Origin of the sequence: Thalassomonas sp. RHCl1 (assembly GCF_947387555.1) — a bacterium.
Classification (GTDB): domain Bacteria; phylum Pseudomonadota; class Gammaproteobacteria; order Enterobacterales; family Alteromonadaceae; genus Thalassomonas.
Window position 1 is genome coordinate 92682 of the sequence record NZ_CANDNZ010000011.1, and the last position, 14968, is coordinate 107649.

At 50.3% G+C, this 14968-nt stretch carries 17 protein-coding genes; 9 read left to right on the plus strand and 8 right to left on the minus strand.

Translation table 11 applies throughout. The annotated features are described in order from the left end of the window. Nucleotides 1-188: 188 nt before the first annotated feature. Complete coding sequence (locus tag QL234_RS24450) at nt 189-1148, plus strand: LysR family transcriptional regulator (RefSeq protein ID WP_281560376.1); 960 nt, start codon at nt 189-191, stop codon at nt 1146-1148. A gap of 129 nt (nt 1149-1277) precedes the next feature. Here QL234_RS24450 and QL234_RS24455 read toward each other — a convergent pair whose 3' ends face one another. Then, entirely contained in the window at nt 1278-2117 is an 840-nt protein-coding gene (locus QL234_RS24455) for a phytanoyl-CoA dioxygenase family protein (protein ID WP_281560377.1), read from the minus strand. 184 nt (nt 2118-2301) lie between these two features. Between QL234_RS24455 and QL234_RS24460 the strand changes: the two genes are divergently transcribed. Next, nucleotides 2302-3129: a TIM barrel protein gene (locus tag QL234_RS24460; RefSeq protein ID WP_281560378.1), complete on the plus strand. Its 828-nt coding sequence runs from the start codon at nt 2302-2304 to the stop codon at nt 3127-3129. A 64-nt stretch (nt 3130-3193) separates the two neighbouring features. Here the strand turns inward: QL234_RS24460 and QL234_RS24465 are convergent, their stop codons facing one another. From QL234_RS24465 to QL234_RS24485, 5 genes are all read right to left on the minus strand, one after another. After that, nucleotides 3194-3631 (minus strand): flagellar protein FlgN, encoded by a 438-nt coding sequence (locus QL234_RS24465; RefSeq protein ID WP_281560379.1) that lies wholly within the window; start codon nt 3629-3631, stop codon nt 3194-3196. Then, the gene (gene flgM / locus QL234_RS24470; protein ID WP_281560380.1) at nt 3628-3897 is read right to left on the minus strand and encodes a flagellar biosynthesis anti-sigma factor FlgM; all 270 of its coding nucleotides are present in this window, start codon (nt 3895-3897) and stop codon (nt 3628-3630) included. The genes QL234_RS24465 and flgM overlap by 4 nt, the downstream gene beginning before the upstream one ends. Before the next feature lie 119 nt (nt 3898-4016). Next, nucleotides 4017-4985 carry a hypothetical protein gene (locus QL234_RS24475; RefSeq protein WP_281560381.1) on the minus strand — a complete coding sequence of 323 codons (969 nt, stop codon included), beginning with the start codon at nt 4983-4985 and terminating at the stop codon, nt 4017-4019. 245 nt (nt 4986-5230) lie between these two features. Continuing rightward, entirely contained in the window at nt 5231-6589 is a 1359-nt protein-coding gene (locus QL234_RS24480; RefSeq protein WP_281560382.1) for an HlyD family type I secretion periplasmic adaptor subunit, read from the minus strand. Between the two features lie 6 nt (nt 6590-6595). Further along, nucleotides 6596-8347, minus strand: coding sequence for a type I secretion system permease/ATPase (locus QL234_RS24485; protein WP_281560383.1), 1752 nt, complete (start codon nt 8345-8347; stop codon nt 6596-6598). Nucleotides 8348-8692: 345 nt separating this feature from the next. Between QL234_RS24485 and QL234_RS24490 the strand changes: the two genes are divergently transcribed. Further along, on the plus strand, nt 8693-9313 hold the full coding sequence (locus tag QL234_RS24490) for a hypothetical protein (protein ID WP_281560384.1): 621 nt from the start codon (nt 8693-8695) through the stop codon (nt 9311-9313). A gap of 142 nt (nt 9314-9455) precedes the next feature. Here QL234_RS24490 and QL234_RS24495 read toward each other — a convergent pair whose 3' ends face one another. Then, nucleotides 9456-9668, minus strand: coding sequence for a LytTR family transcriptional regulator DNA-binding domain-containing protein (locus tag QL234_RS24495; protein ID WP_281560385.1), 213 nt, complete (start codon nt 9666-9668; stop codon nt 9456-9458). Nucleotides 9669-9839: 171 nt separating this feature from the next. Further along, entirely contained in the window at nt 9840-10538 is a 699-nt protein-coding gene (gene flgA, locus QL234_RS24500) for a flagellar basal body P-ring formation chaperone FlgA (protein ID WP_281560386.1), read from the minus strand. Nucleotides 10539-10702: 164 nt separating this feature from the next. On the opposite strand from flgA, the gene flgB reads away from it, so the two are divergent. From flgB to flgG, 6 genes are read left to right on the plus strand one after another with little or no spacing between them, the layout of a single operon-like run. Next, a complete protein-coding gene (gene flgB, locus QL234_RS24505) occupies nt 10703-11074 on the plus strand; it encodes a flagellar basal body rod protein FlgB (protein ID WP_281560387.1) in 372 nt (123 codons plus the stop codon). A 2-nt stretch (nt 11075-11076) separates the two neighbouring features. Further along, nucleotides 11077-11499, plus strand: a complete 423-nt coding sequence (gene flgC / locus QL234_RS24510) for a flagellar basal body rod protein FlgC (protein ID WP_281560388.1) — start codon at nt 11077-11079, stop codon at nt 11497-11499. 4 nt (nt 11500-11503) lie between these two features. Next, entirely contained in the window at nt 11504-12160 is a 657-nt protein-coding gene (locus tag QL234_RS24515) for a flagellar hook capping FlgD N-terminal domain-containing protein (protein ID WP_281560389.1), read from the plus strand. A gap of 9 nt (nt 12161-12169) precedes the next feature. Next, entirely contained in the window at nt 12170-13366 is a 1197-nt protein-coding gene (gene flgE / locus QL234_RS24520; protein ID WP_281560390.1) for a flagellar hook protein FlgE, read from the plus strand. A gap of 46 nt (nt 13367-13412) precedes the next feature. Then, nucleotides 13413-14141, plus strand: a complete 729-nt coding sequence (locus tag QL234_RS24525) for a flagellar basal body rod protein FlgF (RefSeq protein WP_281560391.1) — start codon at nt 13413-13415, stop codon at nt 14139-14141. Between the two features lie 29 nt (nt 14142-14170). Beyond that, entirely contained in the window at nt 14171-14956 is a 786-nt protein-coding gene (flgG, locus tag QL234_RS24530; protein ID WP_044833722.1) for a flagellar basal-body rod protein FlgG, read from the plus strand. Nucleotides 14957-14968: the final 12 nt, after the last annotated feature.

Here is a 14968-nt window from a genome sequence, read left to right on the forward strand (position 1 = left end):
GAACACAGCCGGGCAGTTTCGCACAGCTTAACACCAAGCGCTAATGTTTAAACCAGGCAATAGATTTGTACGGACAGTCAATAATCGCTAAACTCGGCCTAATCCTTTGCTTTTCGGCTTTTTATCGACCACAAGTAAGCAAAGAAAAAATTGACTTATCTTTTGGCAACCCAGGTGAAAGGCTAGCTTTGGAATCCTCACAACTGTCCCGTGTTAATATCAATTTACTGGTGACCCTGCAGGTCTTGCTAAAGGAGCGTAATGCCTCGGCAGCAGCCAACCAGCTTAACCTCAGCCAGTCGTCTGTCAGCAAGAACCTCGCCCAGTTGCGCCATTTATTTAATGACCCCTTATTTCACCGCTCAGCCCGGGGACTCATTCCCACCGCCTATGCCCTGGCGCTGGAGCCGAAATTAACCTCGGCGCTGTCGGCCATGAGCCAGCTGTTTTCCCCGGAAGAATTTGATCTCAGCTCCTACCAGGGCTGTATCCGCTTGTCGATGCAGGAAAGCGCCTTTGAATTTATCGCCGGCGCCTTTATCAGCAAAGTGCTGAGCAAAGCGCCAGGTATGAAATTAAATACCTGGTTTAAAGACAATATCAGCCTGGAACAACTCAACCAGGGCCAGCTGGATTTTGTCATCCTGCCCCACGATATCGGCCAGACACCAAATCTAGGTAACCTGTTAAATATCAGGGAATTATATCGGGATGAACTGGTGTGCCTGGTACAGGAAAATCATCCCGCTTTATCCCAGCCCTGGGATCAGGACGCCTACCTGGGCTGCCGCCATATCCATGTGCGCGATAATGAACTCGGTCAGCCGGTATTTGATAAAAACCTGGCCAAACAAGGCTTGCAGCGTGACATTGCCATCAACGTACCCGATTTTAACACCGCCGGCAGTTTATGCAGCCGCTCCGATCTGGTGTTTACCACCTCTTCGACCTGGGCCAAATTCGCCCTCAGCCACAAACCACTGCGACAGCTACCTATGCCCTGTCCGTCTTTGCCTGTGGTGTATTCCCTGATCTGGCATCAGCGCAGCGATCTCGACCCCGCGCATTTATGGTTAAAAAATCAGATTATCCAGGCTGCACAAAGTATTAACACTAAAGATGAATTAGCTGTTTCACAGGCCGATTAAGCACAGCTTTCAGGGAGTAAAGAAGAAAAATGAGCGCCTGGCGGGATTCACCGGCGAGGCTTGGTTGGGAGGCGTACACGAGTTATCCTTTAAAACCAAAGCGCTCAAAAAAGAAAATAAATTCTGTGTTTACTTAAGGTCAAAACCCCTGAGCGGCAACTCCCGGCTTTGCAGCCAATTCTCTTTAGCATATTCACATGCGCCATCGGTCACGTGTAAAGTGTACGCCTGGCGAGACTTACTGGAACGATTCGGTGCGCTGTAGTGAGGTAAAGTGCCCTGAAACACCACGATACTACCGGCTTTCACTTCCACCGACTGGCCATTTTCTTTCGGCCACGGGGTTTCATCCAAAGGTAACATAGTCGTGGTTCGGCCATCGAGGTTAAAACGCTCACGTAGCGGTCCTAAGTGTCCTTCCGGCTCAACCCATAAACAGCCGTTTTCCAACGTCGCATCTTCAATGGCAAACCAGTAAGTCACCACGCTTTGCGGCGTGGTATAGAAAAAGGTCGCATCCTGGTGCCAGTTGACTTCACCGCCGATCCTCGGCTGCTTGAAAATATACATGGACTGGCGAATTTCCGGCTGCTGCATGCCGATGTCTTGAGCGATCTGCCCCAGCATGGCCTGGTGGCTGAACTCAGAAAAAACCGGATCTAATTCATGCAGGGCGTGACCGATTTTATTGATACACAAGCTGCGATCCTGCACTAGCTTACCGTCTTCGCCGAAAGCTTCTTCTTCAAAAAAGCAGCGTATTTTTTCTGCCGACTCCAGAAAGTAATCATCGCCGCTGCGGTTATTGTCTTTGGTGGTAAAGGTGTGTGACGGACTGTCTTCCACCCATTGCTCTACCAGCAAGGCGGCACGGGCTTTTACCTGCTCCAACATGACCTGCGGGATAACCTGATCCAATACCACAAAACCTTGCTGCCGGTACTGCTGAATTTGTTCGCTGCTTAACATACTTACTCTGCTGTGAAAAAGAAGGGAGCCATCATTGATTATGGCGGTTAATAAGCAAACTATACCCCTGAGCGTAATGTGGGTAAATTGAATATCTTTCAAAAAAGATATTACTATTTGGAATATCACTATCCGTCAACTTGGGGTAAGCTTAGCGGCTTTTTTATCAGGCAGGATCATAAGCGTGCAGTTATCGTTTCATAAATCATTCTGGGAAGCCCAGTGCAACAACGAGCAAGAGTTAAACGGCTTATTAGCCAAGGTGAAGCAGGAAGGTTATCAGGGAACGGAATTATTTTTGCCTTTTTATCCCATCGGCTGCGCCGCTACCCTTAAAGCCCACCAGGAGCATGACTTAGCCATCATCACCGGCATAGGCACTGACGGGGATACCCCACAGCAGCACCAGGAAAGCCTTGAGCGCCAGGTAGAGCAAGCCATGGCCTTTAATCCCAAATTTATCAACTGCCACACCGGCCGGGATATTTTTTCACTGAGCGATAACCTGAAAATATTCAGCCGGGCATTAGAGCTTGAGCAGGAACACGGTATTAACATCACCCATGAAACCCACAGGTTCAGGCCCACCTTCAATACCCTGACCACGGAAGCGATTTTAAACGAATTGCCCCAGCTGAAACTGAACCTGGATATCAGCCACTGGATGGTGGTACACGAGTCTGACTTAAGCGATCAGCAAGCCCGGGTAGCTGCCCTGTTAAAAAGCGCCTTTCATGTTCATGCCAGGGTCGGTTATGAGGAAGGACCGCAAGTTACCGATCCGCAAGATGCCTGCTGGCAGGGACATCTGGATAACCATACCCGCCTATGGCAGTCGGTCGTCAACAATGCCGCTGAGCGCGAAGAAAAAGAGCTGACCATCACCCCGGAATTCGGCCCGTTTCCTTATGCCCATGTCAAACCCCACAGTGAACAAACACTGACGGATATCTGGCAGGCAAATCTCTTTATCAAACAGCATCTGGAAAAACAATTACAGATCCCGGCTTAAATGCCAAAATAAGGGAATTTTCAGGAAGCAGCAGAAATATTAACGTAACGATATTTCTGCTGGTTTAAAGTGCAGCAGGCGCATATTCGCCGCTGTCTTGCGGATGAATGAGTTTATTGAGTAATTCGTGTTGGGCAGCCAGTAAACGGCCGTTGATCTCATTTTGCTGCTGGCAATCCCGGGTCAGTTGCTCCAGCTGTTGCCACAACTCGTAAACCCGGCCTTTGGAGACATGGTTTAAGCTGTTAAACACAGTTTCTATGCCCGCGTTATCCGCCGTCACGCCGAATTTCAGCAAGATGGCCTTACGTTTTTTTGCCTGGGCTAAAATCAGCTGATACAGCTTTTCATGGCGCTGGTTCACCTTGACCAGTTTTTCACTGTCGTGGCGCTGCATGGCAACCTGTTGTTCTTTTAACAGGGCCTGAAAGCGGGTGTAGTAAATGATATCCTGCTTGATACCATTGACCAGTGCTCTAAGTCCCTGTTGAACATTATTCATCGTCTGTGCATTTCCAAAATGGCGTCGCTGAGCACATCCACGTCTAAGGTCAGATTACCCTCGGCGATCAGCTCGCGTACCTGGTTCACTTTTTCCATATCGACATCGGATGACGAAGCCAGTTGATTGTTGATATCCAGGAAGTTATCCACCTTAGTCGTCCTCTCGGGCACTGGGGCGCTTTCTTTACTCTCTTTACCGACTGGCTTGCTTGTTTGGCTGTTTAAACCCGCACTTACCAGCGGGTTATTGACTATTTTCATCATTCAGGGGCTTTCTATGTAATGCTGTTAATTGGATAAAGCGACCCCAGTTTAACAAAACTTAAATAGATTTTTTCAAAAAACCAAAAATGTTTAATTTTCTACCGGCAAGCCTGCCCCCTTTATAAGGGTAACACCCCGGCCTTGGCGTCATTGCGGACAGCGCCCAATGACGGCATATCGCTGCCGCTAAATTGCTGCACTTCAATATCGCCGCCAAAAATATCTTCCAGCATGGCTTGCATCTTGTCGCTGTCGGTATTACTCATCTCATCGTAACTGTAAAAAGCCTGCAAAGCTTCTCTGTCTATGCCCCTGGCATCCGCCTGTTCGAGAATATTGGCATTAATATCGACAAAGCCCTTTTCATTAAGGCTGCCGACTATACTGCCGCCCACTTTAAAGACAGCGGTTTGCGGCACCTGCTCGTATAAAATACGGCGTTTTTGCTCCGCATCATCCCTTTGCATACTGAGCATTTGTTCGTTGGCCAGCGCCGCCTTTCTGCCGCCGATTTCCGAATTGATAAAGTCGCTGTAACTGGCGCCGTTAAACAATTCAAAGGCTTCGGCATTGGTAGGGCCCGTGCCCGGGGCAAAGGTTTCTATCGACACATCGCTGCCGTATTTTTCTTTCAGCAGATCCATCAGGGCATTGAGATCACCATTGGCCTGTTTGATATCGCCGGCAATAAAATTCCTGGAGGTGCTCTGTCCCTGCTGATCGTACATGGCGACCATTTCGCCGTTCACCCAAACCAGGGCTTTGGTTTCCTGCAGCTGGCCGCTGGCTTCATAGGCAAGCCTGTCCTGCTCAATGCTTTCCAGTGTTTCCTTGGTATCTTCCCTGGTCAACATCCCGGCTTTAACGGACTCAGGCAACTCCTGCAGCGGCCCCATTTGATAAGCCAGGTTTACGGCTCCTGCTTGCGACAAAGATACGCCGGACTGCTTTTGCTGTTCGATGGCTGGCACCGGGGCAACCGACTGAAATTCATTGTTTTTGTTTTCTACAGATTTAACGCCGACGACATTTGTTTGACGATAGTGAATGGCGCCCGGGCCTGAATTCATTGAATTGATTGATGTCATTGTCTTCTTCCTTGCTGTTTCGCTGTTAACAAGTCTTGATTAAGCTTAACTAGCTCTATTTATTGACTTATTCTCACTAAAACTAAGCAAGAGACATACCATGGCGTTTCAGCAGTAAATTTGACGCCTTATACCGGAAAAAAGCCCTATAAACGCTGGCATAGCCATAAACCGGAAGCCCTCTCCCGGCAAGTTTTTACCTGTCTTGCCGCTTTAACCGGCAAAAACAGACTATACCGCGTCTTTTATTCTTCGATAAAAGAGCGGGCCAGCATATCGGTTACCGGTTGCAGGATATAATCGAGAAAGGTTTGCTGTCCGGTCTTGATCAGCACTTCCGCCGGCATACCGGGCAATAGGATCTTGCCCTCTCTTGCAAGCTCGTCGGCGCTTTCCCTGGTTAGGGCCACCCTGGCAAGATAATAGGCCCGCTCCGCTTCTTCATTCACCAGGCTGTCGGCGGAAATATTGACCACTTCACCGTAGGCGATCACTGTGGCCGCCTTCTTAAAAGTGTTGAACCTTAATTCCACCGCCTGTGCCAGTTCAAGGCGGCTGATATCCGCCGGCGATACCTGGGCGTCCAGCACCAGGTTATCGGCCTGCGGCACCACTTCCAAAATCGTCGCCCCCGGTTTGATCACCCCCCCCAGGGTATGCACCGACAAACCTAACACCTTGCCCGCCACCGGGGCATAAATACGGGTCCGTGCCAGTATGTCTTGCTGCGAGCGCAAACGCTCCTGCTTATCCAGCAGCAGCTGGTGCACCTGATCCAGCTGATCGGCGGTTTCCGTCTGAAAATTTTTCGTCAGCTGTAAAATCTCCAGCCGGGTTTCCCCCACCTGGATTTCAATACCGGCAATCTGCGAACTGTGCTCGGCAACTTCCCCTTCCAGCTCCGCCTGCTCCCGTTCCAGCTGGCGAATTTGTGCCTTATTGGCATAGCCCTGCTGCATTAACTTTCGTAGATCTGTCAGCTCTGCCTCATAAGAACGGATCCTTTTGTTCTTGCTGGCAATCAGACCGTGAAGCCCTTCAACCGAAGCAGTTAACTGTTTAATTTTATGGCGCAGGATCTCTTCTTCACCGTTTTTTACACTTAAGCGGGTAGCAAAAATATGCTGCTGTCCCTTACGTATTTTTCCGATCCTAGGGTCAGCATCATGCGACTTATCAAAGACAATTTCCGCCAGATTGTCCCGCTCGGCAAGCAAACGAGCCTGCTGGGCCCCCAGAGTCAGCAACTCCCCTTCCAGCAGCTGCATCTGCACTTTGATCTGGGTATCATCCAATTCCAGCAGCAACTGAGACGCCTGCACAAACTCCCCTTCGCGGGCATAAATCTTTTCTACTATACCGCCTTCAAGATGCTGTACCTGCTTCTTAAAAGACTCTACCGTTACCGTTGCCGGCGCAATCACCGCACTGTCGAGGGGGGCAAAAGCAGACCAGCCGCCAAAACCGGCAAAGATCACCGCAATAAAGGTATATCCCAGTTTATGATACCGGGTCGCATCAATATCCAGTTCATGTCCGCTCTCTCCGGCGGGTGACTCGGGAGCAGCATTAATTAAATTTTTCAGGTAAGAAATGACTTTCATCGGACTTTATATCGCCTTATTGATCTTGGCCGAAACAGGAGCCGCGGGCGCAGGGCCTGACGGCGCCGGCGTTTTCGTTGGCATAGGCACAGAGTTTAATTTTGCCAGCACCTGCTCCCTGGGTCCCCCGAGTGAAATCACCCCGGCATTCATCACAAATAACGTATCGACACAGGTAAACACATGCTTGCGGTGGGAAATAATGATCACTGTGGTTTTATTGGCTTTTAAGATCTGGATGGCTTTTTCCAGGGCGGCTTCCCCCTGTTCATCCAGGCTGGCATTCGGCTCGTCCAGCACCACCAGTGTCGGCTGGCCGTAAAGGGCACGGGCCAGACCGATGCGCTGCCTTTGCCCCCCGGATAAGAAGCTGCCGCCGCTGCCGATTTGCGTATCATACCCCTGGGGCAGGCGCAAAATCATATCATGCACCCCCGCCTGCCGGGCAGCCAGATGAACGGCCTCGGCATCCACATGGTTAAAACGGGCAATATTCTCGGCAATGGTGCCTTCAAATAACTCAACATCCTGGGGCAGATAGCCGATATGGCGGCCGAGCTCATCCGCCGGCCTTAAAAAAATATCGGCGCCGTCCAGCCTGACCTTACCGTTAGAGGCCGGCCATATGCCGAGTAATACCCGCGCCAGGGTCGATTTTCCGGCTGCGCTCGGACCGATAAGCCCCAGGATCTCCCCCGGCTTAAGACTAAAATTCAATCCCTTTAAAATCGGCGCTTTACTCCCGGGGGCTGCCACCACCAGGCGCTCAACCGTTATCCGGCCTTCAGGCACAGGCAAAGGAGTCTTTTCCGCTTCCACCGGCAGCTCATGCAGCAATTGGTTCAGGCGCTGATATTGGTTGCGGGCATTGATAAATTGTTTCCAGGTATTGATCAGCTGATCGATAGGCGCCAGCGCCCTGCCCAGCAGCAGCGAACCGCCTATCATCAAACCGGGAGTCATCTCCTGTTGGATCACCAGCAAGGCGCCGGCGCCTAAAATCGCTGACTGCAGGATAAAGCGCACGGTTTTGGAAAGGGAGACAAAAAACGCCGAACGGCTGCCGTTGATATCCTGATAATATAAGGCTTTGCTGGCATATAACTGCCAGCGGCGGCGGATATTTGCCAGCATGCCCATGGCCTGGACCACTTCGGCATTACGCAAACTGGCCATGGTATAGTTCACCGCCTGGGCGTTATGATGACTCGCCTCAAGCTGTACGCCCTTATTGAAATGCTCGTTAAGCAGGGCAAAGATCACCATGATCACAGCAGCAAATAAACCTATCCAGCCAAAAACCGGATGGATAAAAAACATCACCGCCAGATAAATCGGTACCCAGGGAGCATCAAAAAAGGAGGTTACCCCGTTGCCGGACAGGAACTGGCGTAAGCCGGTCAGATCCTGCATCGGCTGCAAATGATTCTGTACCTTACCGTCGAGTAACGTTTGCTTGAAGGCGCCGTCAAAAATCCTCTGGTTCAGCAATAAGCCTATTTTCACACTGACTTTGACCAAAATCACGCTGCGCAGCCAGTCCAGTAGCCCCATGCCGGCCAGCAAAAACAACATCACCAGGGTCAGCATCAGCAAGGTCGAGCCGCTGCCGCTGGTCACCACGCGGTCATACACCTGCAGCATGTAAAAAGCCGGCACCAGCATCAAAATATTAATGCCGCAGCTGAACAAACCAATAGCGAGGAAACTTTTGCGGCACTGCCTAAATGCCAGGATTAAATCAGACGGTTTACGCATAGATACTCCTTTTTTCTATTGCGGTAATGACTTGAACTCTTGCTTGCTGCTAACACCCGAGAAAAATCAGCAGCCCATGCTAGCAGTAATATTTTGAATTACAAATAAAAGAATTATCTCATACTAATTTTTCCGGGGAGGATGCTAAAGAACACAAGTTGATCATGATCAATAAATATTTTGCTCATAAAAAATACACAGCATTTCTCTTGCCAATAAAAAAATACAGTGCTAACTTGCTGTCGGCTATACAGATTATTGGGAAGTTGTCATGATAGCCAGGCTTACCATGAACTCCACATCTGTATAGGGCCAAATAAAAACAATTTAATTAAGGAGTATTAAATGGCATCTGCACAATTGACTAACGGAGACGATACCTACATCTCAACTTTAGTCCCTACCGGGAGTGAAACTGCAAATTCCATCAGCGGACTTGGTGGCAATGATCAGATTCAGGGTAATGGTTATGTAGATTTTATTGACGGCGGCTCAGGTAACGATACCCTTTGGGGTATGGGCAATAACGACACCCTGCTCGGCCAGTCAGGCGACGACACCCTTTTTGGCGGTGACGGCGATGACCTGCTGTTAGGTGGCGACGGCGCTGACCGTCTTGTCGGCCAAAACGGCAATGACCGTTTATGGGGCGCAACCGGAGATGATGTTTACTATTCGTCTGCAGGTTACAGTGGCTTCGACACTATCAACGACGACAAATCCCCGACAGGCCAAACCGGCTACGGCGGCGGCAACGACACCCTGGTAATGCAAGATATTACCGCGGCTGAACTGGCCATCTACCGCATTGGCGACGACCTCTATGTGACCTCGAAAGCCGATGCCGCCGACGGCAGCATAGACACGGGTGCAATCATCGAAGACTTCTTCCTCGGTGGCAACAACGTGGTTGAGTTTATTGCCGGTTCAGACGGCTTAGGTTACGACACTACTGGTTGGGTATAACCCGGCTGATTAAGCGTTACCATATAATGGGCGTCAAATCGGCGCCCTTTTTAAGGTGCCACACAAAACTCTGTCCCTGGTAAAAGAGCACAAAACTCTCCGCGTGATAGCTACACTTCAAAAAACCGTTTAAAGCGCAAATCTACAAACTCCATAATTTTTTAAAGGCCGAACTTTGCCTGCGGGACACTTCAACCTTAGTCTGATTGTTAAGGGTTAGTTCAATGCTGGCATCGACGTTAGTGGCAATGCTGCTGATAAAATTAATATTAATAATTTGATGCCGGTTGGCGCGGAAAAATACCTGCGAAGGTAGTCTGGCCTCCAAACGGTTACCACTAGCTTGATAAGTCATGATTAATCCTTAGTTATTTAAATTAACAAAAGGTTATCAAGCAGAAAAAGCTAACAGTCAAAATTTATGATAAGCGGTTTAATAAGCGTATAAGCGGTTTTGAAAAACGATTATTAACGCAGCTCCGGGCGGATTAGTCACAGAAAAAACTGAACGGCTAGCTAGAGTCCATTAAAAAATCGTTTCCACTATGCCGCTTTCAGTCACCCGCGCCTGTATTTTCTTTTTCGAGGAAGTATTTTCTACCTTGATTCTCTCCCCTAACATACCATTTTCCAGCGCCGCGCCTTTCATGGTGGCGATAAAGTTTCCCTGTTGCGCCCGGATCAGCACTTCTTCACCTTTCTTCACCAGGTAGATATTTTTTAACTGCCCGCCGTTAATGATCTTACCTGCACGTATCCGCCTGATACTGCGTTTGTTTTCTACTTTTTGCCCGGCGGTAAAAAACGCCCGGTTTAAGCGGCTGATTTCGATATTTTTCAGATAGACATCACCGCCGGTGATCACCTGATCAACGGCGATATCCTTTCTCGCATGCCAGACATCCAACCATACTTTAATTTTTGCCTGCGCCCTGATCTGCCATTTAGGACTGGCACAGGAGATCAGATAATGCACCCGCCCGAGCGGCGGCCTGCTCTGATTGGCCAAATCAAATTGAACCGGCTGCTCACAGGCCGGCAACTGTTTGGCTTTCCCCGGCAGCCAGGTATTAATCTCATCCCGATATGCCGGCCATGCCATCTGCTCTGCATAAATTTGCAGATCATTTTTTACTTGCTGCTCAAATTCTCCCGCCCGGACAAAACCCGAGATAAATAAAAGTATTATCAGTAACAAACCTGGGGAAAAATATTGTTTCCGCATACAAAAGCACCGCTTCCCCTGCGGAAAAACACCTTCCGCTTCCGCTTTCCCTTTTTTGCTAAAAACAAAGTAAACCATTGAAATACAAAACCTTTAATTAGTGGCACAGCTTTTGATACCTAAGTGCAGAGTTATGATAACAGAACCACAGGACTTTTCAGGTAATGGCGATAAATTTTGATAAAGCCTTGGGCATTCATCCCTATGCCTTACAAGCAAGAGTGCAGCGCAGCGAAATTCTCGCCAGCAACTTAGCCAATGTTGATACCCCGGGTTATCTGGCCCGGGATTATGACTTTAAAGCCGCGATGGCGGATGTCGAGTCACAGTTCAACAACTCAGGCGCTGGCTTTATACCGCAATTGTCCATGGAAGCCCAGTATCGCGTGCCTTACCAGCCTGCGCTGGACGGCAATACCGCAGAAATGGGCGTGGAACAAAGCAAGTTTAATAACAATGCCATGGATTTTCAGAGCAGCCTTACCTTCCTGAACATGAGAATACAGGGTCTACAAAAAGTAATAGACGGACGCTAATTATGTCATTTAACAATATCTATGAAATTGCCGGCAGTGCCATGCGCAGCCAGACACTGAGGTTAAATACCGTAGCCTCCAACCTGGCCAATGCCGATGCCGCCGCCGGCAGCGAACAGGAAGCCTACCGCGCGTTAAAGCCGGTATTCTCCTCGATTTACCAAACCAGCCAGGAAGAAATGCAGGTCACCGGCGCCAGCGTACAAATGCTGGGGGTAACCCAGTCGCAGCAGGCCATCGAACGCCGCTATGAGCCGCAAAACAGCCTGGCCGATGAAAACGGTTATGTCTATTACTCCAACGTTAATGCCGTGGATGAAATGGCAGATATGATGTCGGCTTCACGCAGTTTCGAGGGCTCGGTGGAAGTGATGCGCCGGGTCAACAGCATGCAGCAAAGTTTATTACGCTTAGGAAAAGGATAACAACATGTCAGAGATCTCCAGTGTCAGCAGCAGCGCCTCTGGCCTGACTTCAGGTACCAGCACCAACTCGGCTTTCGGTTTAAAAAACGAATTCCTGGAAATGATGGTTGCCCAGATACAAAACCAGGATCCGCTAAATCCCCTCGACGGTACCGAATATGTCAGCCAGCTGGCGGAATTTTCCATGGTGGAAGGCATAGAATATCTGCGCAGCGGCCAGACGGAACAGGCTGATTTAATGTACACCCAGCAGGTGCTGCAAAGTACTTCGCTGATCGGCAAAGACGTTCTGGTACCGGCTTCATCGCTTGCGGCGCAGCAGGGGGAAAAACCCCAGGGGGTGATCAAACTCGACGGCAGTGCCGACAAGGTCGTACTAACAGTCAAAGATTTAAACGGCCAGGTGATCCAGGAGCATGACTGGCAGTACGTCAGTCAGGGCGAGATCGCCTTTGAACTCGATGAACTTGATGAAAACTCTTATGTCTTTGAAGTTGAAGTACATAACGGAGAAAACATCAGCAGCCAGACCCCCTGGCTACAGCGCAACGTGGAAAAAGTCAGCCTGCCGTCCAGCGGCGGCGATATCCAGCTTGCACTTACCGGAATGGGGAGTGTTTCCCTGTTCTCTGTCTCAGAATTTAGCCAGAATAACAGTTAAGGAACCGCCATGTCTTTTAGTATAGGTTTATCAGGACTTCGCTCCACCAATGAACAGCTGAACGTGATCTCACAAAATATCGCCAACGTGGATACTTCCGGCTTTAAATCTGGCCGGGCGGAATTTTCTGCCATCTACAGCGGCGGCTTACCCGGTGGTGTTGAAGTGGCGGATGTGTCCAGCAACTTTGACCGCGACGGTTCAGTGATCAATACCGGCCGCTCCATGGATATGGCCATCAGCGGCCGCGGTTTCTTCGTATTGAACAACAACGGTGAAACCGCCTATACCCGTGCCGGTACTTTTAACCGCGACGCCAGCAACTATATTGTCAGCAACAGCGGCGCCAAATTGCAGGGCTACCCGGTAGACAGCACAGGCGCTTTACTCGACGGTGTGGTCACAGATCTGCAGGTGGCAACCGGCACTTTGCAGGCCAGCGAATCGAGCATAGTCAATTTTGCCGCCAACTTAAAAGCCGATTCGGCGATACCGGCAACCGCCTGGAACCCTGCCAGTATTCAACCGGATATGTATAACTATTCCCAGTCCAGCACGGTTTATGATTCCTTGGGTACAGAGCACGTCCTGACCCAATACTTTGTTAAAACCGGTACCAGCACCTGGGACGCCCATTATTTTGTTGACGGCACGGCGGCCGGTACTACCCCGACCCAGTCATTAACTTTTGATGCCAGCGGCAACCTGCTAACTCCGGCAGCAGCGGTAAACCTTAGCCATACCGTCTCCAATGGTGCCAACAACCTGGCCATTGATCTTTCTCTGACGGATATGACCCAGAACAACGCCGATTTTAGCTTAAGCCGCAACGAAACCGACGGCTACGGCGCCGGTGAACTGAAAAATATCCGCGTGGATGACGACGGCTCGGTTTACGGCGTTTATACCAATGGTCAGGATATGCTACAGGGTAAAGTGATCCTGGCAGACTTTGCCAACCCCGACGGCCTGAGCAATAGCGATAACACTACCTGGACCCAGACCTTTGCCTCCGGCGCACCTATGCTGGGTGTCCCCGACAGCGGTACTTTGGGCAGCTTAAGCTCAGGCGCCTATGAAGGTTCCAATGTCGATTTAACCGGCGAATTGGTGAACCTGATGACGGCACAGCGCAACTATCAGGCCAATGCCAAGACCATAAGTGCCGCCGAGCAGATGACGCAAGTCCTATTCAGCTCATTCTAAGCCGATTTTTTTAATTAAGTAATTAAGCAGTAGCAGGTCGAAACCTATGGAACTCTTATATACCGCACTTTCCGGAGCAAAACAGGCACAAACCGCCATGACGATACGCGCCAATAACCTGGCCAATGTCAATACCACAGGCTTTCGCGCCGACTTAGAGCGCACCGCCGCCTATCAGGTTGACGGTTATGGTTTTGAAACCCGGTATATGAGCCAGTCGGAGCAGGCGGGCACCAACTTTACCAGCGGCCAGTTACAAGAAACCGGCCGCACTTTGGATGTCGCCATCCAGGGTGAAGGTTATCTGGCGGTACAAGCGCCATCAGGCCAGGAAGCCTATACCCGGGCGGGTAATATCATGGTCGACGGCGACGGCCTGGCGTTTATCAACGGCAACCCGGTACTCTCCGACGGCGGCCAGTTGGTATTGCCGGAATACCAGCAGATCACCATAGGCAGAGACGGCACCGTCAGCGTTATCCCTTTAGGGGGCGGCGCACAAATCGAAGCGGGACAGATCACTTTGGTCAAACCGGACAATAGCGCCATGACCAAAGGCCAGGACGGCCTGCTTTACCTGAAAAACGGCGCCCAGGCCCAAGTCAGCGATGAAGTAGAGCTGGTCTCCGGCTTTTTGGAAAGCTCAAACGTCAACGCCGTCACCGAGCTGGTGTCATCCATGGCGGTCAACCGCCAGTTTGAATTGCAAATCAAGATGATGAAAACAGCAGACACCTTGGCCCAAAGCGGCAACAAACTTATCAGCGGCTCGTAGCGCTTAGCATTAAGAATTAAGGAATCATTATGAACTCAGCATTATGGGTCAGCAAAACCGGTTTGGCGGCACAAGATGCCAAGATGACCTCTATCTCCAACAACCTGGCCAACGTTAATACCACAGGTTTTAAACGTGACCGGGTTGCTTTCTCCGATTTGTTTTATGACATCCAGCGCCAGCCGGGCGCCCAGGCAGATCAACAAAATGAAGTCCCCACCGGCATCCAGGTGGGTAACGGTGTCCGTATCCTGGGCACGCAAAAAGTTTTTACGTCCGGCACTTTTTCCAATACCGGACAAGAGCTGGATATGGCCATCGTCGGTAAAGGTTTCTTTCAGGTAGAGCAATTAACCGGTGAAATCGCCTACACCCGCAACGGCCAGTTTAATTTGAATTCAGACGGCGAAATCGTCAACGGCGACGGCCTGCCGCTGGTGCCGAATATCCAGATCCCGGAAAATACCGTCAGCATTACCGTCGGCAGCGACGGTATCGTCAGCGCCCTGCAGGCAGGTGAAGTCAACCCGCAGGAAATCGGCCAGATCACTCTAGTGAATTTCGCCAACCCCGCCGGCATGGAAGCTATCGGCAGCAACCTGTATGTCGCCACCGGTTCTACCGGCGAACCGATTGAAGGGGTGGCCGGAGAAGACTCCCTCGGCCAGCTGAAACAGGGAACTCTGGAAGGTTCAAACGTCAGTGTGGTAGAAGAAATGGTCGATATGATCTCCACCCAGCGCGCCTATGAAATGAATGCCAAGGTGGTTTCCGCCTCGGATCAGATGCTGAAATTCATCAGCCAGGCGTTATAAAAGGGGTTTTTG

Coding starts and splice junctions, on each gene's coding strand:
- QL234_RS24455 (WP_281560377.1), bottom strand. CDS start 2,117: ATGTTAAGCAGCGAACAAATTCAGCAGTACCGGCAGCAAGGTTTTGTG.
- QL234_RS24475 (WP_281560381.1), bottom strand. CDS start 4,985: ATGACATCAATCAATTCAATGAATTCAGGCCCGGGCGCCATTCACTAT.
- QL234_RS24525 (WP_281560391.1), top strand. CDS start 13,413: ATGGAACTCTTATATACCGCACTTTCCGGAGCAAAACAGGCACAAACC.
- QL234_RS24480 (WP_281560382.1), bottom strand. CDS start 6,589: ATGAAAGTCATTTCTTACCTGAAAAATTTAATTAATGCTGCTCCCGAG.
- flgA (WP_281560386.1), bottom strand. CDS start 10,538: ATGCGGAAACAATATTTTTCCCCAGGTTTGTTACTGATAATACTTTTA.
- QL234_RS24490 (WP_281560384.1), top strand. CDS start 8,693: ATGGCATCTGCACAATTGACTAACGGAGACGATACCTACATCTCAACT.
- QL234_RS24485 (WP_281560383.1), bottom strand. CDS start 8,347: ATGCGTAAACCGTCTGATTTAATCCTGGCATTTAGGCAGTGCCGCAAA.
- flgC (WP_281560388.1), top strand. CDS start 11,077: ATGTCATTTAACAATATCTATGAAATTGCCGGCAGTGCCATGCGCAGC.
- flgM (WP_281560380.1), bottom strand. CDS start 3,897: ATGATGAAAATAGTCAATAACCCGCTGGTAAGTGCGGGTTTAAACAGC.
- flgB (WP_281560387.1), top strand. CDS start 10,703: ATGGCGATAAATTTTGATAAAGCCTTGGGCATTCATCCCTATGCCTTA.
- QL234_RS24515 (WP_281560389.1), top strand. CDS start 11,504: ATGTCAGAGATCTCCAGTGTCAGCAGCAGCGCCTCTGGCCTGACTTCA.
- QL234_RS24495 (WP_281560385.1), bottom strand. CDS start 9,668: ATGACTTATCAAGCTAGTGGTAACCGTTTGGAGGCCAGACTACCTTCG.
- flgG (WP_044833722.1), top strand. CDS start 14,171: ATGAACTCAGCATTATGGGTCAGCAAAACCGGTTTGGCGGCACAAGAT.
- QL234_RS24465 (WP_281560379.1), bottom strand. CDS start 3,631: ATGAATAATGTTCAACAGGGACTTAGAGCACTGGTCAATGGTATCAAG.
- flgE (WP_281560390.1), top strand. CDS start 12,170: ATGTCTTTTAGTATAGGTTTATCAGGACTTCGCTCCACCAATGAACAG.